General features: G+C 67.9%; 22 protein-coding genes and 1 pseudogene. 14 read left to right on the plus strand and 9 right to left on the minus strand.

Annotated elements, in window-relative coordinates; translation table 11 throughout:
- Positions 1-41: 41 nt before the first annotated feature.
- From ACQPZP_RS33320 to ACQPZP_RS33330, 3 genes are all read left to right on the plus strand, one after another.
- The gene (locus ACQPZP_RS33320) at positions 42-566 is read left to right on the plus strand and encodes a carboxymuconolactone decarboxylase family protein (RefSeq protein WP_433473657.1); all 525 of its coding nucleotides are present in this window, start codon (positions 42-44) and stop codon (positions 564-566) included.
- Between the two features lie 110 nt (positions 567-676).
- The gene (locus ACQPZP_RS33325) at positions 677-1,051 is read left to right on the plus strand and encodes a DUF6632 domain-containing protein (RefSeq protein ID WP_433473658.1); all 375 of its coding nucleotides are present in this window, start codon (positions 677-679) and stop codon (positions 1,049-1,051) included.
- 236 nt (positions 1,052-1,287) lie between these two features.
- The gene (locus ACQPZP_RS33330; protein ID WP_433473659.1) at positions 1,288-1,509 is read left to right on the plus strand and encodes a hypothetical protein; all 222 of its coding nucleotides are present in this window, start codon (positions 1,288-1,290) and stop codon (positions 1,507-1,509) included.
- Positions 1,510-1,542: 33 nt separating this feature from the next.
- Here ACQPZP_RS33330 and ACQPZP_RS33335 read toward each other — a convergent pair whose 3' ends face one another.
- The 3 genes from ACQPZP_RS33335 to ACQPZP_RS33345 form a co-directional block, all read right to left on the minus strand.
- A complete protein-coding gene (locus ACQPZP_RS33335) occupies positions 1,543-2,673 on the minus strand; it encodes a HoxN/HupN/NixA family nickel/cobalt transporter (RefSeq protein ID WP_433473660.1) in 1,131 nt (376 codons plus the stop codon).
- 114 nt (positions 2,674-2,787) lie between these two features.
- Positions 2,788-3,396, minus strand: coding sequence for a TetR/AcrR family transcriptional regulator (locus ACQPZP_RS33340; protein ID WP_433473661.1), 609 nt, complete (start codon positions 3,394-3,396; stop codon positions 2,788-2,790).
- A gap of 188 nt (positions 3,397-3,584) precedes the next feature.
- A complete protein-coding gene (locus ACQPZP_RS33345; RefSeq protein WP_433473662.1) occupies positions 3,585-5,132 on the minus strand; it encodes a multicopper oxidase family protein in 1,548 nt (515 codons plus the stop codon).
- 393 nt (positions 5,133-5,525) lie between these two features.
- On the opposite strand from ACQPZP_RS33345, the gene ACQPZP_RS33350 reads away from it, so the two are divergent.
- The 5 genes from ACQPZP_RS33350 (at position 5,526) to ACQPZP_RS33370 (ending at position 10,303) form a co-directional block, all read left to right on the plus strand.
- Complete coding sequence (locus tag ACQPZP_RS33350; protein ID WP_433473663.1) at positions 5,526-6,434, plus strand: NAD(P)/FAD-dependent oxidoreductase; 909 nt, start codon at positions 5,526-5,528, stop codon at positions 6,432-6,434.
- A 164-nt stretch (positions 6,435-6,598) separates the two neighbouring features.
- Complete coding sequence (locus ACQPZP_RS33355) at positions 6,599-7,279, plus strand: class I SAM-dependent methyltransferase (protein ID WP_433473664.1); 681 nt, start codon at positions 6,599-6,601, stop codon at positions 7,277-7,279.
- An 86-nt stretch (positions 7,280-7,365) separates the two neighbouring features.
- The gene (locus ACQPZP_RS33360; protein WP_433473665.1) at positions 7,366-7,740 is read left to right on the plus strand and encodes a BlaI/MecI/CopY family transcriptional regulator; all 375 of its coding nucleotides are present in this window, start codon (positions 7,366-7,368) and stop codon (positions 7,738-7,740) included.
- The gene (locus tag ACQPZP_RS33365) at positions 7,737-8,687 is read left to right on the plus strand and encodes a M56 family metallopeptidase (protein ID WP_433473666.1); all 951 of its coding nucleotides are present in this window, start codon (positions 7,737-7,739) and stop codon (positions 8,685-8,687) included. Before ACQPZP_RS33360 ends, ACQPZP_RS33365 begins: the two co-directional genes overlap by 4 nt.
- Positions 8,688-8,854: 167 nt before the next feature.
- A complete protein-coding gene (locus ACQPZP_RS33370) occupies positions 8,855-10,303 on the plus strand; it encodes a hypothetical protein (protein WP_433473667.1) in 1,449 nt (482 codons plus the stop codon).
- On the opposite strand, the gene ACQPZP_RS33375 is transcribed toward ACQPZP_RS33370, so the two are convergent.
- Both ACQPZP_RS33375 and ACQPZP_RS33380 read right to left on the minus strand, forming a co-directional pair.
- Positions 10,209-10,988: a proton-conducting transporter transmembrane domain-containing protein gene (locus ACQPZP_RS33375; protein ID WP_433473668.1), complete on the minus strand. Its 780-nt coding sequence runs from the start codon at positions 10,986-10,988 to the stop codon at positions 10,209-10,211. The two genes, ACQPZP_RS33370 and ACQPZP_RS33375, sit on opposite strands and share 95 nt — an antisense overlap.
- 40 nt (positions 10,989-11,028) lie before the next feature.
- Positions 11,029-11,217: a hypothetical protein gene (locus ACQPZP_RS33380; protein ID WP_433473669.1), complete on the minus strand. Its 189-nt coding sequence runs from the start codon at positions 11,215-11,217 to the stop codon at positions 11,029-11,031.
- A gap of 23 nt (positions 11,218-11,240) precedes the next feature.
- Between ACQPZP_RS33380 and ACQPZP_RS33385 the strand changes: the two genes are divergently transcribed.
- Together ACQPZP_RS33385 and ACQPZP_RS33390 are read left to right on the plus strand one after the other, a co-directional pair.
- Complete coding sequence (locus tag ACQPZP_RS33385) at positions 11,241-11,378, plus strand: hypothetical protein (protein ID WP_433473670.1); 138 nt, start codon at positions 11,241-11,243, stop codon at positions 11,376-11,378.
- Positions 11,379-11,384: 6 nt separating this feature from the next.
- Positions 11,385-11,540 carry a hypothetical protein gene (locus tag ACQPZP_RS33390; protein ID WP_433473671.1) on the plus strand — a complete coding sequence of 52 codons (156 nt, stop codon included), beginning with the start codon at positions 11,385-11,387 and terminating at the stop codon, positions 11,538-11,540.
- A 174-nt stretch (positions 11,541-11,714) separates the two neighbouring features.
- Here ACQPZP_RS33390 and ACQPZP_RS33395 read toward each other — a convergent pair whose 3' ends face one another.
- Complete coding sequence (locus tag ACQPZP_RS33395; protein ID WP_433473672.1) at positions 11,715-12,602, minus strand: M56 family metallopeptidase; 888 nt, start codon at positions 12,600-12,602, stop codon at positions 11,715-11,717.
- Positions 12,599-12,949 (minus strand): BlaI/MecI/CopY family transcriptional regulator, encoded by a 351-nt coding sequence (locus ACQPZP_RS33400; RefSeq protein ID WP_433473673.1) that lies wholly within the window; start codon positions 12,947-12,949, stop codon positions 12,599-12,601. Before ACQPZP_RS33400 ends, ACQPZP_RS33395 begins: the two co-directional genes overlap by 4 nt.
- 158 nt (positions 12,950-13,107) lie before the next feature.
- On the opposite strand from ACQPZP_RS33400, the gene ACQPZP_RS33405 reads away from it, so the two are divergent.
- Positions 13,108-14,022 carry an NAD(P)/FAD-dependent oxidoreductase gene (locus ACQPZP_RS33405; protein WP_433473674.1) on the plus strand — a complete coding sequence of 305 codons (915 nt, stop codon included), beginning with the start codon at positions 13,108-13,110 and terminating at the stop codon, positions 14,020-14,022.
- Positions 14,023-14,103: 81 nt separating this feature from the next.
- Here the strand turns inward: ACQPZP_RS33405 and ACQPZP_RS33410 are convergent.
- Positions 14,104-14,685: pseudogene (locus ACQPZP_RS33410) on the minus strand (MFS transporter); the annotation flags it as partial.
- Between the two features lie 905 nt (positions 14,686-15,590).
- Positions 15,591-16,169 carry a TetR/AcrR family transcriptional regulator gene (locus ACQPZP_RS33415; protein ID WP_433473675.1) on the minus strand — a complete coding sequence of 193 codons (579 nt, stop codon included), beginning with the start codon at positions 16,167-16,169 and terminating at the stop codon, positions 15,591-15,593.
- A 100-nt stretch (positions 16,170-16,269) separates the two neighbouring features.
- Between ACQPZP_RS33415 and ACQPZP_RS33420 the strand changes: the two genes are divergently transcribed.
- From ACQPZP_RS33420 to ACQPZP_RS33430, 3 genes are all read left to right on the plus strand, one after another.
- Positions 16,270-16,902, plus strand: coding sequence for a class I SAM-dependent methyltransferase (locus ACQPZP_RS33420; protein ID WP_433473676.1), 633 nt, complete (start codon positions 16,270-16,272; stop codon positions 16,900-16,902).
- Positions 16,899-17,537, plus strand: a complete 639-nt coding sequence (locus ACQPZP_RS33425; protein WP_433473677.1) for a DUF2218 domain-containing protein — start codon at positions 16,899-16,901, stop codon at positions 17,535-17,537. Before ACQPZP_RS33420 ends, ACQPZP_RS33425 begins: the two co-directional genes overlap by 4 nt.
- A 976-nt stretch (positions 17,538-18,513) precedes the next feature.
- Positions 18,514-19,416 carry an alpha/beta fold hydrolase gene (locus ACQPZP_RS33430; protein ID WP_433473678.1) on the plus strand — a complete coding sequence of 301 codons (903 nt, stop codon included), beginning with the start codon at positions 18,514-18,516 and terminating at the stop codon, positions 19,414-19,416.
- The last annotated feature ends 20 nt before the right edge of the window (positions 19,417-19,436 follow it).

The following is a 19,436-nucleotide window of genomic DNA, read 5'->3' on the forward strand; positions in this document are numbered from 1 at the left end:
CGCAACCAGCGGCCCCCCGAACTTCACGATCGGAGAAGCACATGCGCAACCTGGCCGCGCTCACACCCGACAAGGCGCCCGGCAGGTCCCGGGACCTCCTCGCCGACATCGTCGCCCGCCACGGCTCCGCCGGCGAGATGGTCAGCACCATGGCCCACTCACCCGCCCTCCTTCAGGGCTACCTCGACCTCTCCCGGGCCATGAAACGGATCAAGATCGCCCGCCCACTCAGCGAGAAGATCTCCCTCGCGCTCCAGGAGTGGATCGGCTGCGGCACCTGCAAAGCCGCCCACACCGAGGCCGGACGAGCCGCGGGCCTGACCGACGCCGACATCACCCTGGCCCGCCAGGGCACCGCGACCGACACCCGCGAAGCCGAACTGATCGCCTTCGCCCTCCGCGTGCTGACTGAACCGTCCACCCTCACCACCGAAGACGTGACCGCCCTCCGCGACCAGGGATGGGGCGACCGCGTGATCGCCGAGATCATCGGCCTGGTCACCCTCAACATGCTGACCGGCTCGTTCAACCTCGTCGCCGGCATCCAACCCGTGTCCGAGCCCTAGCCCCATGGCCGGGAGCGGCGACCAGTGTGTGCGGGCGTCGCCCCCCGCTCCCGCAGGTCGAGTTGAGGCGACACCGCCCAGAGAGCGGCCCTGAACTGGAAGGTCCGGACATGACCCGCGAGCAGCGCCTTCGCATCGCCCTCATCGTGGTCGGGAGCATCCTCGTGGCCGGGGTCTATCCCCTGGTCAACCTCTGGCAGGCCGGTTTTCGATGGCAACCGGGGCAGCCCGAATACGAGCAGATGATCGCGGCGGTCTACGCCGTCCTCGGGATCTTCTTGATCAGAGCCTCCCGGGCTCCGTTCAAGCACCTGTCCCTGATCTGGTTCACCGTGTGGTCCAGCATGACGCACGCCGGCGTCATGGCAGTCCACGCCTTGATGGATTCCAGCCAGCGGGTCCATCTCGTCGGCGACGTCCCCGCGCTCGGGATCGTGGCGGCGGTGCTCACGGTACTGACCCCGCGCCACTCACCAACGTCTTAGAAGCGCATCCGCCCGGTCGCCGCAGGTGCTTTCCTGATGCTCGTCGCCTCAGGCCTACTGATCGCACTGTTCTTCCTCGGCTCGCTGTATCTTCAGCACGCGCGCGAGATCAGCGCTCTGAACACCGGGCTGCTCTTCCTGCCCGCCGCGCTGGCCATCGGCTGCCGGGGATCACGATCGCCGCCGCCGGCGTCGGCCCCGTCTTCGTCGCCGCGACGACCTCGGCGCTCGCCCATGTGGACCACGCCGAGGCCGGGCTCGCCTCCGGCGTCGTCAACACCTTCCATGAACTGGGCGCGGCCATCGGCGTCGCGATCGGCTCCAGCGTCGCCGCATCTGGGATCTCCATGAATCCCTCCATCGACGGCTTTACCGACGCCTACACCGTTTCGCGATCATCGCCGCAGTGGCGGCCACCGCCGCCCTGTTCCTCGTCCCGCCGGGGGAGCCGCAGGTGACCGGGGGTCCCCACGCGCACTGACATCGCCAGGTCATGCGGAGTCCAGCGACCGCTCTCCTGTCTTCCATCGCTCCTCGATCTTCCCGAAGCGCCACACGGCGAGGGCGACGACCCACGTCACCACGAACATGGCGACGATGCCGTATCCGACGTAGTTCAGGTCGAGGCCGGCGATGGATGCCAGGGGCCCCCGGCTCATCCCGAGCTCGTCGACCAGCAGGCCGGCCAACTCGATCGCGCCGATGATCACGGCCACGGCAACCGAAAGGGCGGTGATCGTGATGTTGTAGTAGACCTTCCGGACCGGCTCGGCGAACGCCCAGTCGTAGGCGAAGTTCATGAAGCAGCCATCGATGGCGTCCAGCAGGGACATCCCCGCGGCGAACAGCACCGGCAGCGTCAGGATCGCGTACCAGGGCAGGCTGAACGCGGCCGCTCCCCCGGCGAGAACCAGGAGGGACACCTCCGTGGCCGTGTCGAACCCCAAGCCGAACAGCAGCCCGATCGGATACATGTGCCACGGCCGCCGCACCGCCTTGGTCATGCCGCTGAGAAGCCGGTTGGCGAACCCGCGCTTGTTGAGATGGTCTTCGAGTTCGGCCTCGTCGTACTCACCGCGGCGCATGCCCCGGAAGACCCTGATGATGCCCACCAGCACGACGAGATTGATCAACCCGATGATCATGAGAAACACGCCGGAGACGAGCGTGCCGATCAGCCCCGTGACGTTCTGCAGGGTGGACGACTCGTCCTCGACCTGGCCCGCCAAGGTCCGCATGCCGAAGCCGAGCAGCAAGCACAGGACGAAAACGATGCTCGAATGCCCCAGTGAGAACCAGAAACCGACCGACAGCGGGCGTCTTCCATCCGCCATGAGCTTGCGAGTGGTGTTGTCGATGGCGGCGATGTGGTCGGCATCGAAGGCGTGGCGCATGCCCAGCGTGTAAGCGGTGGCCCCCAGGCCGATGGTGTACGCGCCACCTCCGCCCAGTTCGTAATGCCGCGGTGCGATGAGGACGATGAGCGTGTACCAGCCTGCGATGTGCAGCAGGGCGATGAACGCCGCCATCCCGGCGATCCGCGTCCACTCGGCGCGGCCGAGAGCGGGGCCCGCCCATCGGCGTCGCCGAACCGCGCGTCCCGCACTCGGTTCGGGTACCACGCCGCCTCCCGCCGCCACACTCGGACGTCGCCATCCGGCAACAACGCATAGTAGGCGCAGCATATTTGTAGCTGCAAACCACTCGCAGTGGGGAAGGTGGGGACGCGCCGGTGTTCAGGATTCAAAGGGGACGAGGCCGCCGAGGACAAGATCGAGGACGGCCTTCCGTGCCGTGTCCGCATCCCACTGGTGACCGGCCCGCAGGTGGATGTAGCCCCAGCCGACGGTATTGAAGAGAACCGTCGCGGTCACCGTGGCCGGGACTTCGCGAAGCGAGCCGTCTGCCGCACCGTCACGGAGAAGCCGCTCCAAAGGCTCCGCGAAGACGTCTACCACCAAGGCGTCCGGGCCTGGCCGATGGAAGACCTCGCCGTGCGCCAGAAACATCCCGGCCAGAAGATCGAGATGCCGGTCGGCCGCCTCGCAGATCGCGGTCAGCGCGCTCCGCAGACGCTCGGCACCGGACCCCGAACTCGTCAGGGCCGGCCACATCGCTTTCCGGTACGTCTCTGCGGCCCGAGCCGTCAGCGCCGCGAGGAGCTGATCACGGGTCACCTTGCGCCGGTAGAACGTCGCCCTCGACATTCCGGCGGCCTCGGCGATCCGGTCCAGTGTCGTCTCGGCGAGCCCCCATCGGGCGACGGCGGTTTCCGTGGCGTCGACCAGACGAGGGTCCACTTCGGACTGACCGTGACTCATGCCCGCATGATAGATGCGACACATGCGTCTCAAAGAGCGCGCATCCGTGTCTCTCCCGGTCAGCTGAGAGCCACGGGGTACGCCACCCGCCAAACCGGTTCTACTCCGGGCTCACGGTTCTCGTCGCCCTCAGAGCCCGGCTTCCCCTGTAACGGAAGGGCGCCATCCGCTTGGCAACCGCATCCTGCCCCACACGGCTGTGGCGGCTCCGGTCAGACCGCGTAGCCGAGCAAGGTCATCATCCCGGACTCGGCGTGGTAGACGTTGTGACAGTGGATCATCCAGCGACCCGGGTTGTCGGCGTCGAAGTCGACGTTGAGAGTGCTGTTCGGCAGCACGATCGCGGTGTCCTTGCGGACCCCGGTCGGCACCAGGGCGAACGTGTGGCCGTGCAGGTGCATCGGGTGCCACATCGACGTCCGATTGACGAACGCCAACCGCACTCGCTCCCCCGACTTCACCGGGTACAGGTTCTCCGGGTCGTACTTGCGCCCGTTGATGGCCCAGTCGTACTTCATCATCCCGCCGGTCAGCTCCAGCCGGACCGTCCGATCGGGGCGCCGGTCCTTGAGCCGCACGGCGTCGGCCGGACGCAGATCACCGTATCCAATGATCTTCCGCTGCAGTTCCCGGGGCCGGACGTTCGCCGCCGGGGCGCTGGCGGCCCCGCTGGTCCGGAGCAGGGCACGGGCCACGGCGTTCTTGCCCTCGGCCACCGCGGTCAGTGGGAAGACACCTGATTTGACCGCCACGACGACGTCGTACCGCTCCCCCATGCCGAGCAGTAGCGCGTCCGTCTCGACCGGGCGCACGGGAAGGCCGTCAGTGTGAGTCACGGTCATCCGGTGCTCGCCGAGCGCCACCCGGAAGGCGGTGTCGCCTCCCGCGTTGATGAACCGGATCCGGACACGCTCCCCCGGCTTGGCACGGAAGGTCTCGGGATTCTTGGCCAGCCTGCCGTTGACCAGGAAGTACGGGTAGCGGACGTCTCCGGCGTCACCACCGAGCAGCCTGTTCTCGGCACCCATCAGCATGTGACCGCCCATCCCGGACGGGCCTGGCGACGGGGTTTCATGCCGGCTTCCCATGTCCATGCCGGGCACGCTCGACTGGCCGCCCTCCGCACCCATGCCGCCCATTCCGCGGCGCAGCTCGACGAGAACCCGGTCTGGGCTCCCGGTCACACCGTCCAGCCAGTCGTCGAGGGCCACGACCCACTCGGCGTCATACGACAGAGGTTCCTTGGGATCCTCGACGATCAAGGGCGCATATAGGCCACGGTCGAGTTGGGTGCCGGCATGGGGATGGAACCAGTACGTGCCCGGGTGAGGAGCCACGAACTCGTACACATACTCCGTCCCTGGCTTGATCTCCGGCTGAGTGACGCCTGGGACGCCGTCGGCGTCATTGTGCAGCGCCACGCCGTGCCAGTGCACGGTCGTCCCTGCTGACAGCTGGTTCGACACGCGGGCACGAACGACCTCCCCTGCCTTAACGCGGAGCTCCGAGCCGGGGAGCCGCTGCCCGTACGTCCACGTGCGCACTGTACGCCCGCCCAGGTCGACCTGACCTTCGGCAGGGGTCAGCTGGAAGTCTCGAACGGCACCGCCGGTGCCGCGGCGAGCAGCCTCCAGTTTGCGGACTTGCACATCGTCCGGGGAGATGAAGCCGGGCTTGCGCTTCTCCTCACCGCAGGCGGCAAGGGCCGCGCCGCCGGCCGCAAGGAGTCCGGCGCGCAGGACGGTACGTCGATCGATCATGCGAGCCCCCCGTCATCGGACGCAAGGAGCGAGGTGCTCGGCACCGTGGACTCCCTCCAGAGCTAAATTACTAGACTAGATAGTAGGTTCCGGGAGAGAGAAGGTGGGGCGTCCTCGCGCCGTCACGGCTTCGACCGTGACGCCGCTCCGTCTCCACGCCGACCTTCCCGCGGGCGTCAGGCCTGCCGGAAAACCGAGCATCCACCACTTCGCAGGATCCTGCAGGCACGAAGCCGCGGCGCACTCGTGGGGCGTGCGGCGGGACAGCCGGATCGTGCGCTGCGCGGCGCACAGGTCGTGGGGGGCCGACGAGCCCGCCGGCCCTTCCACCGCATCCCCGCTCCGCCATTATCTACTAATATCATTAGTAGATAATGGCGACCGGGAGGGCTGATGTTCGACGTCATCGTTGTGGGCGCCGGACCGGCGGGGCTCAATGCCGCGCTGACGCTGGGCAGGGCCCGCCGGCAAGTGCTACTGGTCGCCGGTGGTCGCGGCCGTGGAGCGTCGAGCCCGAGGATCCACGGCCTGCTGCCCCATGAGGGAACGCCGTCGGAGGAGCTGCGGCGCCGGGCGTTCAGCGAGCTCACCGGCTACGTCTCCGTGCAGATCAAGCAACGTCATGCGGCTCAGGCCAAGAGCATGTCGGGGCGGTTCGCGGTCACCTTCGCCGACGGAACTCAGGAGATGGGACGGCGTCTGCTTCTCGCGACCGGCGTTGAGGACGTGCTGCCGTCCATTCCAGGGCTCGCCGACCGTTGGGGGCGTGGCGTCGTGCACTGCCCGTACCAGCATGGCTGGGAGCGGCAGAACCTGCCGATCGCCGCGTTGGAGACGGGTGGATTGGGCGTTTCGCTGGCCCTCCACCTGCGGCGTTTCAGTGATGATGTCGTGCTCTGCACGAACCGAGACCACCCGCCCACCTCAGATCAGGCACGCCTTTTGGCCGCTTGGCGTATCCCAGTCATCAACGAGCGGATCTCCCGGCTGGAGGGGGCGCATGGTTCGATCCAGCGAATCGTCTTCTCGGACGGCGCCGTCTTGCCGCGCAGCGTGGTATTCGTCCGGCCGCCGACTCGTCAGCGAAGCGATCTACCAGCTCAACTCGGCTGCGGCTTCCGTGGTGATGGTTCTGTGCAGGTGAACGACCTCGGGCAGACCACACAGCCCGGAGTCTTCGCGGCGGGTGACATGGCCCGCCGGACCACGGCCTCATTGTCGAGTGGCCACCTCCCCCTTGCCGCCGCCGACGGTGTGACCACCGCCATCACCATCGACCAGCAGCTCCTCTATGCGGACTGAGTCGGAGACCTCATGCTCGCTCAGCGGGCGGCTCGTCGCTGCGGCCGTCATCGGCATCACCTTGTCGCTTCTGCTTGGGAGCCAGCCAGAACGCGTCGTGAGCTACGGCTTCAGTCCGAACCTACGAGGGCAGATAGTAGATAAGTGGAGGTTGGACGAAGGCCATGGAAGCTGAACAGATCATCAATGGGGCGGAGGGGCAGTGGCATCACCTCCTCCCTCCTCCAGCGGCCGCCGCGCTGAGCTCTGAGATCCAGCTCCGGGCAGCCCCGCGCCGCCAGGATCGCTGCATCGACCTGGGCGCAGGCGCCGGTGTTCTCTCGGTTCTCCTCTCCACCGAGGTGGCCGAGGTGATCGCGATAGAGCCGTCCAGGATTCTTCGTGTCCGGCTTGAGGCCCGGGCCGCTGAACTGGGTCGCTCCAACATCAGGACCGAAGCAGTCCCGATCGCCGAACTCGTCATGCCGTGGCAAAGCTGTGACCTGGTCATTTCCGGCTTCGCACTCCACCACTGCCTGGACGTCGACAAGCGGGCCATCGTGTCCAGAATCCACCGCTGGCTCCGGCCCGGCGGCCGCCTGGTCATCGGTGACATGATGCCGGACCGCCCAGCCCCGGCCGGTCGCCGCCCACTGCGCTCGCGCGGGACGGATCACCACGCCAGGGGCCGAATCGACCACAGCTCGGGACGGTTCTTCCGGACCACCATGCACGCCTGGCGCGAGATGCCGGCAACCGGGGAGTTCTGGCTCCAAGCCTTCGAAGACGCGGGGTACCGGAGCCTGGGCCACCGGCAGCTGCTGCCCGGCGTCGGCGTGGTGTGGGGTGTCGTCGAGCCGGGCTGACTCCTGGTGGCTCGCCGAACCTTCATTACTATCGACTGTAGTATGTGAGTCGCTCAGTTCGTGGTATCGCGGAAGACGGGTGGATCATGGCCGGACAGCGCCTCGGCGACCTGGAAGCCGCGATCATGGACAGGATGTGGTCCCGCGGCCGTGCGGCCAACGTCCGCGAGGTTCTGGAAGACCTCCAGGAGGAGCGCACCATCGCCTACACCACGGTCATGACCGTGATGGACAATCTCCACAAGAAGGGGTGGCTGCGCCGCGAGCGGGTGGGACGCGCCTACGTCTACGAGGCCGTCGCTTCCCGCGAGGGATACACGGCCAAGCTGATGCGTGAGGCTCTGGCGACCAGCAACAACCAGGCAGCGGCCCTCGTGCACTTCCTTTCCGACCTCTCGCCCGACGAGAGGGAGGCACTCCAGGTGGCACTCAAGGTCGTGCGGCCGCAGGATGCCGGATGAGTGCGGCCGTTGCCCTGCTGGTCTACTCGGTGTTGCTGAGCACCCTCGGGCCGCGGCTTCTGCGTGCTCGTCACTGGGCCGAACGGGCACCTTGGCTGGGCGTCCTCGCCTGGCAGGCGGCAGTCGCCTCCGTCATCGGCGGCATGGTCCTCGCGGAGTTGATGCTGGCCGTTCCGATAGTGCGAGCCCCGCATGGCCTGTCGGACCTGCTCGCGGCGTGCCGGATCATGCTCCGGGTGCACTACGAGGGCGCCCCCCAGCCGGTTGCGGGCTATGCGGGCCTTCTCGTGGCCGGTGGGATCCTGCTTTGGATTTCCGCGCACGTCCTCACCACGTTCGTCACGATCGCGGTCCGGCGCCGAAGGCACGCCAGGACGCTCACCATGGTGGCCCGCCGGCGCCGTGACCTTGAGGCTCTGGTCGTCGAGTACGACCAGCCGCTCGCCTACTGCCTGCCTGGACGACCGCACTATGTCGTCGTCAGTACCGGCGTACTCGATCGCCTCGAAGACGAGCAGGTCTCCGCGGTACTCGCACACGAACGTGCCCATCTCGCAGGCCGTCACGACCTCGCGATCAACATCGCCATCGCGGTCGGACGAGCGTTCCCCGCCGTGCCGCTGCTCCGTGCGGCGAAGACCGAGATTCCTCGGCTGCTGGAAATGCGGGCCGACGACGTGGCTGCCCGCGAACACGATCGCGTCACACTCGCAGCCGCACTGGTGACCGTCGCGGAGGGCCGGGCCCCGACCATGGCTCTCGGCGCGGGCGGGGGGACGGCGCTGCTGCGGGTCCGGCGCCTGCTGGCTCCCCACAATCCACTGACCCGCATCGAGCGCCTCACCGGCAGCGTGGGCATCGCAATGTTCGTGACCCTGCCCCTGGCCCTGGCCGCGAACCCGGCGGTCACCGCGCTCCTCGAACGACACTGCCACTTCCCGGTCTGATACCTGGTCCCAGAGCACGGACGCGCCGCAAGCGTCAAGCTCAGGCCTTTTATCGCCCGGAGCACGCGCTCGAACATGGCAGTCAGCCCTCAATTACTCCTACTGAAAATAGTGGTCGTTCGATCGCCACTCTTGACGATGAGCCGAGTGCAACTCAAGATTGAGACATGAGTGTCTCAGTTCGTGCATCGAGTCGTCTCAATCCGGGGCCTGGCGCCCTGATCGCCGCTGCCGGAGGAGCCTCACTCTTCGCGACCTACTGGGACGACGCCTGGCATACCGACTTCGGTCGCGACAGTGCCCTGATCCCACCTCACGTTGTGCTCTACGGTGCGGTCGCCGTCGCCGGGCTTGTGGTCCTCACCTGGGGTTCGTTCAGCCTGGTGCGCCTGCGTTCGGCGATCGGCGTACTGCGACGGCCTCCGCTGCTGCTGGCGGCGCTCGGCGGCGGATTCACCCTGGCGGCCGCCCCGGCAGACGCCGCATGGCACGCCGCCTACGGCCGGGACGCGGTGCTGTGGAGCCCGCCGCACATGCTGGTGGTGTTCGCCTCGACGACGATGGCCATCGGCGTTCTCGCCGGTGTCCGGCCGACCCGTACCGGACGGGTCGAGGCCGCGTTGTCCGCCCTGGTGCTCGGGAGCCTCACGATGTCGGTGATGGAGTACGAGACCAACGTTCCTCAGTTCAGCGAAGTTCTCTTCCTTCCCGTACTCCTGGCCGCGGCCATGCTTGCCGCCACGATCGTCCGCCGCCTCGTCCCGCACCGGCATGCCATCTTGGGGATGGTCGTCACCTACGCGCTGGCAAGGCTCGTCATCACCGGCGCACTCACGCTGATGGGGCGCAGCGCTCCCGACGTCCCCCTTGCGATCGTCGGGCTCGCGGCGATGGAACTGCCATGGCGTACCAGCCGCGAAAGGTACGCCGCCGGGGCCGCGGGTGTGGCTGCGGCCGCTTGGGCGTCCGCCGCCCTCGGGATCGTGAGCCCGTCCCCAAAGAGCGTCGGCTTCGTGGCCTTCCCCGTCCTGTTGGTGTGGGTGTTGCAACTCGCCGCGCATCGGCTCACCTCACGTACGCGCGGTACGGCTGCCGCGACGCTCATCGGCGTGCTCGTTCTCGTATCCCCTGCCCCGCAAGCCCGCGCCCACGATCCCGGGCAAGGTGAGCCTTTCGCGCCCGTACGGCTCAGTGCCGCCACCGACGGCACAGGCATGACGCGTTTGACCGCGGTCCCCGCAAGACGCTGCGCCGAAATGTCGCCGGTGAAGGTGATGGCACGCCGAGCCGGCCGGCAGATCGCCGGACGACTCATCGCCGCAGGAGATTGCCGTTTCCAGGGAACCCTCCGCCTGCCGCCCGACGGACTGTGGTTCGTCTATGGCGAGTTCTCGACCACGGGAGGCCGCAGCATCGAAACGTGGTTGCCAGTGCACTCGGACCGTTCGGCCACCGTCACCGAGTCCCGCGAGCTCTACCATCCCGCCGGCGGTCACGGCATCACCACAGGCGAGGTCTTCACTAGTGTGATCCTCTACGGACTCGGCCTCTCGCTGCTAGGAACGGCACTGGCGCTGACCAGGCGCCCCTCGGCGGCCTCTGACGCTGGTGAGTGACCGCGGCCCCCGGGCCGAGTCGGCCGACCCCTGGCTCGCCGCCGGCGATGTTGTGTGCTTGCGAAAGAGAAGCCTGCTCGCGGATCATGACAGCGGCGACCACTGCCGGCCATGCGTTGTCGCCGTCCAGGGCCGCGCCGAACATGAGCAGTTTGCCGACGAAGACCGCGGTGGGCGGAGTGCCGAGCAGGGAGATTGCCAGGAGCCGGGAGCGACCTGCCATGGCCCGGCAGGAGTCGAGGTCGTCGTGTCCGGCGGCGATGACCACCGCGAAGGCACCGAGGTCGGTGACGGCGTAGGCCGCCAGATAGAAGAGCAGCGCGGGCTCGGCGAGGTCGGTCCGTCCCGCCACCGCGCCCGGAAGGAGCAGGTAACCGGCCTGGCTGATGGTGGAGTACGCGAGCAGCCGCCGGACGTTGCTCTGCGCGAAGGCGGCAAGGTTGCCCAAGGTCATGATGGCGGCGACGATGACCGCGATGAGGAGAGGCCACGCGTCGACGCTCGGCGGGAGCGCTTCGGCGGCGAAGCGATAGAGGGCGGCGAAGGCTCCGATCTTCGGGACGGTGGTGACGAACGCTGCGACCACCGGGGCGTCCTTGCCGAAGCCCGCGAGGACGTAGCCCTTGGGCGAACGCCAGCGGAAGGCGGCGTCCATCGCCGCGGCGGAGTAAGTCAATCCGGCCAAGACCAGCAGAAGCGCCACCACGGCCCAGACGGGCGTCGTGTCATCCTCCAGCCACCTCCGCCGGGACGGTGAGCTGATCCATCACCCCGACTTCCGCGGCCTGGACCACATCGCCTTGCAGCGTCAGATGAACTACGAGGTCGGCGGGCCAGGATGCGAGTGCCGGTTCGAGCGGGACGTGCAGGACGTCGAGCTTCAGACCGTCCCTGTCGTCCGCCCGGTCGGCCATGGGCAACCCCATCGGAGCGCCATGTGGTGCTCGTGACCGCCGTGGCCCATTCCATGGGCCATGTGCCCAGCGTGTGGGTCGTCCTCGCTCTGCGAGCCGCCATGGTGGCCGGCTTCGTGCACCATCGAGCCGTGGGCGCCATGGTCGTCCGGCTCGGGTGACGCCATATGACCAGGTCCCTCTCCGGACATGTGACCGCCGTGGCCGCCCATCCCCTCATGAACCTCGCCATCACCGGCTTCGGGAGTCCACGGCCCGTTCTCACGCCGGGCGGCGGCGTCTGCCCGCTGCCCCGCGGCGCGAAGGCGAACGACAACGCATAGACGGCTGCGATCACGGCCGCCAGCAGTCCCACCAGGGCAAGCACCGCAATGAACGGATGCATCCGCCCCTCCCCGGACCGACTCCCCTACAGGCAGTAGGAGATCACGCCTGGCGACGATGCCCCCTACCAGTACCCACCTGCAGGAGGCCCGGTCCTCGCGGCCCCCAGCCGGTCACGGCATGCAGCCGGGCATGGCCTGCGCGACGACCACGGCCGACCAAGCGCACGCCGCCACGAACGCCAGGACGGACGTGGCCGTGCCGATTCGGGCCAGGGTGCCGGCGCGCGGCTGTTGCGGCTCAGCAGCGGTCTCCAGCTGGGTGATCCGCATCGCGAGCAGCGCATCGCTCGCCATCGCCGCCGCAGGCACCGACCTCGCCCACGCGGGCCCTTCGGAGACCTTGAGCAGGGAACTGGCGAGGGCGGCGGTGCCGTGTGCGGCGATGGCCGCGCGGTCCGCCGCCAACTCGCGCCCCGCGGTAAAGCGGTGACGCAGCCGAACCAGCCCGGGCACGTAGAAATGCCGAGCGGGGATCGCGCCGGCGAAGAGGGTCTTGAGCGGGTCGCGACCGCGGACGTGGGCGCGCTCGTGTGTAAGGACGGCGGCCAGTTCGCGCTCGGTCAGGGCCTTGAGGAGCCCGGTGCTGACCAGGACGCGGGGCTGCGCGATCCCGTAAGTGAAAGCGAACGGACGGGATGCGGCGACCACGCGGATCTGGGCACCGATCCCGAGCCGCCCGGCCAGCGACTGGAGTTCGGCCGGGACGACCGTCCGGTGCCGGCTGAGATCACGCCCGAAGAGGCATGTGTGCCACAGCGATCGCCCAAGCGACCAGGTACCCGCAAGCAAGCCGGCGACGGTCAACACGAGGATCAGCACACCGGGGATCAGGTCGGAGCGTGAGGTCCACAACGCGGTGGGGCCGTCGTCCCGGATCACCGTCCACACCACCATGGCCAGGCAGCAGACCCCATAGGCGACCACTGCGCGAAGGACCAGCGAGATTCCCACCAGCGCCCAGAAGGAACGGCTGCCCGTGTCCACTGAGCGGCCGATCACGAATCCTCCCCCAACAGCGCCTGGAGCCGCCCCCGGAGCGCCGGATCGGTGGCCGCTCGGTCAAGGAAGTAGCTGACGGCGGCGTCACCGTAGGTCCGCAGGACTCCCTGGACGGCCAGGGCCGCCTCGTCGTCGGCTGCCGGGACGTACGCATGGCCGCGTCCCTTGGACGTCCGGGTCAACGCCCCTTTCTCGGCGAGCCTGCTCATGACGGTGAGCACCGTCGTGTAGGCCAGCGGCGGTTTCCGGTCCTGGTTGAGCGCCTCCAGCGTCTCACGGACGGTCAGCGGCTTCCCCGCGTTCCACAGGACGCCCATGATCTGGGATTCGAGACTTCCAAGCACCACCGGCGTCCCTCCCACGACCTACTACACGCCTGTCGTATCCAACGATACCTTCACAGGCCTCCGACCGCCCCCGTCAGTCAGCCCCGGCGACCACCACCTACTATGCAAATGTAGTATCTACTACAAATGTGTAGTTTACTTACAGGGAGGGAGACACCATGCGCGAAGTGATCATCATCGGTGGCGGCTCCACCGGAATGAACGCGGCACTGGTGCTGGGACGGGTCCGCCGGGACACGCTCCTTGTCGACGCCGGCGAGCCGCGCAACAGCGCATCCGGCGCGGCTCACGGGCTGCTTTCGCGGGACGGGATCCCTCCTGCTGAACTCCGGCGCATCGCCCGCGACGACCTGGCGGAGTATCCGAGCGTCCGACTCCACGAAGGCGCCGTCCTTCAGGCTCGCGCCGCCGATGCCGGTTTCGAGGTAGAACTCTCCGACGGCACCTCCGCATCGGCTCGGCGGCTGCTCTTGGCCACCGGTGTGACCGACGAGCTTCCCCCGATCCCGGGTGTGGCCGGACTCTGGGGACACGGCGTCTACCACTGCCCGTACTGCCATGGCTGGGAGGTGCGCGACCAGACCGTGGTCGTGCTGGGAGGTGACGACCACGCCACACATCTGGCGATCGAACTGGCCCACCTGGGCTGCGAGGTCACGATCTGCCCAAGAGGAGAGCTGGACGAGTCCGAGCAGGTCTGGGCGGCACTGCGCGAGGCGCGCATCAGCGTCGACGAGGACCCCGTCACGAAGATCGACCGACTGGACGGCCAGGGCCTCGCAGTGCAGCAGGCATCCGGCCGGAAACTCGCCTACTGCGCCGCTTTCGTCACTCCAAAGCAGCACCTGAGTGGCGACATGCACGCCCAGTTGGGATGTGCCCTCTTCGAGGACGGCGCCCTCCAGGTCCACGAGCTGGGACAGACCACCGTGCCCGGCGTTTACGCCGCAGGCGACCTGTGCCGTACCGCGGGCATGCCCGCCCCCTTCAGCCAGATCGTGATCACCGCCGCTGAAGGCGCACGCGCCGCCATTGTGATCGACCAGGAACTTCTGCTCACCGACGCCTATTGACCGGACGTCACAGCGGGAAGCTGTAGCCGCGTACAGGGAATCGCCGGCCCCCGAAAACGGCATCGCGTCGGCGGGCGCCACGATGCCCGAGAGTGCGAACATGAGCGTGACCCCGAGTTCACCTCCGGTAAGGCGCCTCATTTCGATGGGCAGCCCCAGGTAGGCCTGGAAGTTCAGGACGTACGAACCGGTCATCGCTACGGAGAAGAGCAGGAAGGCTCGATCGCTGAAGGCGAGCCGCCAGTCCTGGAACAACCCGCCCTCGGCATCCGAGCAGCTGCCACGCCGAGCCGGCAGGCAGCGTGCCTGTGCGCAGCCCAGGACGGCGAAGACGGCTGCCGCGACCAAGCAGGTCACTCGGAAAGTCACGCCGCCGAGCAGCAACCCGGTCAGCGGTCCGATGAGGATCCCCAGCTGGTAGAAGACGTTGAACACCGCGAACGCCTCGACCTTCCGGTCCCCGGCTTCCTGCGCCAGATAGGTACGGACGGCCGGGTTGAACGATGCGCCGGCCAAGCCGGTGAGCGCCGACGCCCCGATGAGCCACGGCAGGCTGGACGCCATCCCGAGCAAGGCGAACCCGACTGTCCGCAGGGCGAGCCCTGCGAGGATCACCGGCTTGTACCCGACCCGGTCGGCCAGACTGCCGCCGACGGGGAGCAGGCCCTGCTGGCGGGTCTTCGCTCAAGGGGACGACGATCGTCGTGCACCGCGTCCAGCGCAGGACTTCCCTCGCGGCCGGATGGACGATTTCATCCGGTTCCCCGGCCGGCACTACGTCGAGCAGCCCGTACTCGGCGCAGTACGAGTCGTTGTAGACCGTGTCGAAGTAGCGCTGCGGCCCGTCCGGGAAGATGGCGACGATCCGGGCATGCCGCGGCTGGGTACGGGCGAGCCAAGATGCGCACAGCGTGACGGCGCCCACGCCCCAGCCGCCCGTCGCGCATCGCTCGGTGGCCAGGCGCCTGCACGCCCACACGCCCACACGGCCAGCCGCAGCTCGGGGAACAACCGACATAGGACACGGGAGATGCCCGCGCTGTGACCGCCGGTGCCGACACTGCACACGAGCGCATCGGACGCTTCGAGCGCAAGAACGCCGGGCTCCTGCGGCGAATCTGCACCGCGGGCCCAGCCACTTGCTGCGCTGCAGCTTGGGGCGCGTCCTCGCCTCGCACGGCGGCGTGCAGCCAGCCCGAATGACTCGGAGCAGGCGTCGTGGGCTGCTTGAATCCAGGAGCCGTTCCGCCGCCATCCACGCCAATGTGCGCTTCGTGCACCACGTGTGTGAGGCCCTCGTGACCAGCGGCAACGTCATCAAGCGGACAAAAGAGCGAGTACGCCAAGGTACTGACAGCGAGCATGCCTCCCATGGCGGCCGGGAGTGATCGTCCCCACCCCCTGAAGACACGCTAAGAGATCACAACATCAACTATATATCACGGTGAGTAATCACTCGACTGCACATCGCTTCCGTCCGGGCCGGGAGGCCACGCCCCCGCAGAGGTGCAGCTCCCAGGGGGCGGCCATCGAAACGACTACATCAACGCCGGTCTAATAGCCCGTTGTTACTGCAGTCTTGCCACGGGGCGCATCCCCGCGAGGGTGACCTGGACGAGTCTTTCCACTGCGGCCGGCGTCGGCAGCCTGCCGGCCGCGCCGAGGGCCTGCAGACAGTAGATCGTCAACTCATCGGCGGGCACGTCGTCGCGCAAGGCACCGGTTGCCGCGGCACCGGTCACCAGTTCTTGGACGAAGGCGTGCAACTGCCGATGGGCTTGGACTGCATGCTCGCCGCGATGCAGGAGCGCGGCCAGGTCACCGTCGTGGCGGTGATGGGTGAGCCGGGCGAACGCCTCAAGGACGGCCTCCAGCCGGCCCATGGCACCGTCGGTCTGTTCCGCGACCTGGGTGAGCCGATGCAGGTGCTCGGTGATGTGGCGTTCGTGCCAGGCCAGCAGGATCGACTCGACGTCCGGGAAGTACTTGTACAGCGTCGCGCGGCCAATGCCCGCTCGCTTGGCGATCTGCGACATCGTGACCGACGCCAGTCCCTGCTCGGCGACCAGCGCAGCTGTGGCCTGCACTGTCGCATCCCGGACGGCCCGCCGGTGCGATTCGATCGACTCGTCCCACAGCTTCGGCACCTCGCAAGAATACACCTCGCCATCATGTAGACACTCGTCTATCATCATATACACTTTGTATCGATAAATTCGCAGGGACTCACACTGAAGGGAAGAATCCATGCCCAACCCATCTGGACACCCGGCCCCCGGCCGGCTGGAAGACCTCTACGACGGCTCACCGCCCTGGGACATCGGCCGGCCACAGCCCGCCTTCCTCGCCCTTGCCGAGACCGGCGCCATCGGCGGCCGGGTCCTGGACGTCGGCTGCGGGCCCGGCGAGCACACCCTGATGGCCGCCGCGCTCGGTCTGGACGCCACAGGCATCGACCTGGCCGCCAACGCGCTGGACACCGCACGCGACAAGGCCCGGCAACGCAGGCTCACCGCCCGGTTCCTCCACCACGACCTACGGCACCTGGACGAACTGGACGAGACCTTCGACACCGTCCTGGACTCGCTGGTCTTCCACTCCCTGAACGGAGCCGACCGCGCCGCCTACCTCAACGGCCTGACCTGCGTCCTGCCACCCGGCGGACGCCTGTTCGTGCTGTGCTTCAGCGACCGCCAGCGCGGCAGGGTGGGCGTGCCCCACCAGCTCAGCCGCGGACAGATCACGGCGTCCTTCACCGGCTGGCAGATCGACGCTCTTCAGCCGACCGTCTGCGCGTCCGATCAGCATCCCGATGGCATCGCAGCCTGGCTGGTCTCCCTCACCCGCACGCCGGCCACCCACCCCAAGGACCAGCGATGACCGTGCTGAGCGCGCAGGCCCACGTCCAGACCCAGCGGGCCGGCCGATACCTGACCCAACTAGGCAAACACAGCCATCAGATGAGCCTGCGGACCTTCCACAAGCCCCACCGTCCGGGCACCCCGCCGAAAGTCCAGAACGCGGAATGGTCCGACACCGACGCGATGATCGACTTCGGCTGGGGACGCTGCACACTCCGCGCCACCGCCACCGAGCTGATCCTTCGCGCGGAGGCCACCGACCAGGAACGCCTCCAGCAGATCCAGAACGGCATCGCCGCCCGCCTGGAACGCATCGGCCGCCGCGACCAACTGACCGTGACCTGGCACCAGGAAACACCCCCGCCGCTCACGTCCAGCCAGACCAGCGCGCCGCCCCGTCAAGAACCACTCCGACGACACTTCACCACCGCCCTGCTGGCGGCCGCCATCGTCCTGGTCATCGCGCTGCACCTCAGCCTGGGTGGAGCACTGCTCGCTGATCAACGCTGGACGAACGGAGCCATCGGCATCGCCATCGTCGCAGCCCTGATGAAAGCCGTCATCCTCGGCCGAGTCGCCCTCCGCCGTCGCAAGGATTCCCAACGGAATCGACTGAACACTACGGCAGACACGCAGTCTGGGCACCGTAGTTGAAGGGCGCCGTACGTTCCGCGCCATCAGAGAACCCTGCCCCGGCTGAGCATCGAACAACAGCCCGCAGCCGGGACCGGCAGGATCGTAGGACGTCCATACGGCGCGGCCAGCCTGTGATGGGCTCACGCCGTAGCACGCGATCTACTCTGGGTTGCGCGGGTAACTCGGGTGTCACCCGCTGGGCGGCCTCGTGGGGGTTGTCGCGGTGGGCAGCCCGATCCCGGCCCACAGCCGATCTCCAGCGCCCGGGGGCGACGCCGTAGCGGGCCGCCGAGCTGGAGCAGCAGCGCGTCGCGTACCAGCGCTGTACCCAGCGCCGCGCCGGATGCTAGTCAGCGCCGGCTCCTCTCGGGCACGGCTGTCTATCAGTGGGGGGTCGGTCGCCCAGCGTCACGGACATGCCCCACACCGGGTCCACGACTTGTTCCGTGCTCTTGGCCGGCGGTTCGGTGCCGTGGTGATACGCCTCGACCTGGGGACAGGTCGTGGTCATCGCGGCAGGGGCCTGGGGCACTGAGCCTGGTGCACGGGACGGACGTCCACCGCCCCGCTTCGAGGGGCGAGGACCTGCCATGGACGGCGAATCGGACATGCCTGGAGCCTGTACAACTACGCCGCGACAGGCGGGATTCGGGTGAGGCACTGATCGGCCATCGCGCGCCAGGAAAGCGCCCACCACGCGTAAGCGCAGGTCAGAGGTCTTACTTGAGTTGTTGACGAGCGAGGCCTCAGACCTGGTTGGGCGATTTCTGGGCGACGCTCTTCCCGCCCGACGCCTTGGCCTCGTGCCTCACCGATGATTCTGTCTATCTGCGGCAGGGCGCGGGTGGGCCGGCAAGCATCGAGAACCGAGTACGCGCAGGCAACGGCATCGAAACTGGCATCGACACGACGAGTCCTCCAGATCGCATGTCTACAGTGTAGATTACAGCTACACCGTAGACCACATTTGTATGAGCGGCACGGAGGGCATGGCGTGACATCTGCAGCAGCCGCGGATCTGGTCCGGAGTCCCGGCGCCAGGCTGCACACGGAAAGGACGGGGCAGGGACCCGCACTGGTGCTCATTCCCGGGGGCGGCGGCGACACGGCGATGTACGGCGATGTCGTCCGGCTGCTGGCAAAGCGGTTCACCGTGATCACGTTCGACCGGCGGGGGAACTCGCGCAGCCCGCTCGACGACGAGTCCGGCTCCGTCGGCGTCGCGGAGCAGGCGGCCGACGTCGTCGCCGTGCTGGACCACTATGGGATCGATCGGGCTTTCGTCTTCGGCAACAGTTCCAGCGCGATCATCACCCTGGAACTGCTCGCCGCGCATGAGGGCCGCCTGCTCGGCGCCGTCGTCCACGAGCCCCCGCTGGTGCAGATCCTTCCCGGCGGCGCCGAACAGCGGCAGTTGGACGAGCTACGCCGGATCGCGGACACGGAAGGGCCGTTGCCGGCATTCGCCGCCTTCGCGGCCATGACCATGCCCACGCCGCCCCGGTCACTCCAGACTCGCCCAGGACGGGTCGTGCTGGCGTCGATGATGCGGGTCATGCTGGCCGTCGGCCGGATGTCGCGGCGGATGACCGGACGCGAGCCGGGCGGGATGCAACGCCTGCTCGGCAACACCGGCATCCTCTTCCGCCGTGAGCTGCCCGCATTCTGTTACGACTACGAACCGGACCTGGCGGCACTCCGCTCGGTGCGGGTGCCGTGGCGGTTGGCCACCGGCCAGGACAGCGTCGGCCGCCTCTACCACCGGCCTGCTCACGTCCTCAGTGAAACACTCGGCATATCCTGCGTGGAATTTCCCGGAGGACATACGGCATACCAGCAACACCCGCAGGCATTCGCCCACCGGTTGACCGAGATTCTGGACCAACTCCACCCATGACAAACGACGATCAAGCCCGC

Origin of the sequence: Spirillospora sp. CA-142024, from assembly GCF_050942325.1 — a bacterium.
GTDB lineage: Bacteria > Actinomycetota > Actinomycetes > Streptosporangiales > Streptosporangiaceae > Spirillospora.

Bases quoted from the DNA above. Each gene is read 5' to 3' on its own strand.
- ACQPZP_RS33320 (WP_433473657.1), top strand. From the start codon at position 42: ATGCGCAACCTGGCCGCGCTCACACCCGACAAGGCGCCCGGCAGGTCC.
- ACQPZP_RS33325 (WP_433473658.1), top strand. From the start codon at position 677: ATGACCCGCGAGCAGCGCCTTCGCATCGCCCTCATCGTGGTCGGGAGC.
- ACQPZP_RS33340 (WP_433473661.1), bottom strand. From the start codon at position 3,396: ATGTGTCGCATCTATCATGCGGGCATGAGTCACGGTCAGTCCGAAGTG.
- ACQPZP_RS33345 (WP_433473662.1), bottom strand. From the start codon at position 5,132: ATGATCGATCGACGTACCGTCCTGCGCGCCGGACTCCTTGCGGCCGGC.
- ACQPZP_RS33350 (WP_433473663.1), top strand. From the start codon at position 5,526: ATGTTCGACGTCATCGTTGTGGGCGCCGGACCGGCGGGGCTCAATGCC.
- ACQPZP_RS33355 (WP_433473664.1), top strand. From the start codon at position 6,599: ATGGAAGCTGAACAGATCATCAATGGGGCGGAGGGGCAGTGGCATCAC.
- ACQPZP_RS33360 (WP_433473665.1), top strand. From the start codon at position 7,366: ATGGCCGGACAGCGCCTCGGCGACCTGGAAGCCGCGATCATGGACAGG.
- ACQPZP_RS33365 (WP_433473666.1), top strand. From the start codon at position 7,737: ATGAGTGCGGCCGTTGCCCTGCTGGTCTACTCGGTGTTGCTGAGCACC.
- ACQPZP_RS33370 (WP_433473667.1), top strand. From the start codon at position 8,855: ATGAGTGTCTCAGTTCGTGCATCGAGTCGTCTCAATCCGGGGCCTGGC.
- ACQPZP_RS33380 (WP_433473669.1), bottom strand. From the start codon at position 11,217: ATGGCCGACCGGGCGGACGACAGGGACGGTCTGAAGCTCGACGTCCTG.
- ACQPZP_RS33390 (WP_433473671.1), top strand. From the start codon at position 11,385: ATGACCAGGTCCCTCTCCGGACATGTGACCGCCGTGGCCGCCCATCCC.
- ACQPZP_RS33405 (WP_433473674.1), top strand. From the start codon at position 13,108: ATGCGCGAAGTGATCATCATCGGTGGCGGCTCCACCGGAATGAACGCG.
- ACQPZP_RS33420 (WP_433473676.1), top strand. From the start codon at position 16,270: ATGCCCAACCCATCTGGACACCCGGCCCCCGGCCGGCTGGAAGACCTC.
- ACQPZP_RS33425 (WP_433473677.1), top strand. From the start codon at position 16,899: ATGACCGTGCTGAGCGCGCAGGCCCACGTCCAGACCCAGCGGGCCGGC.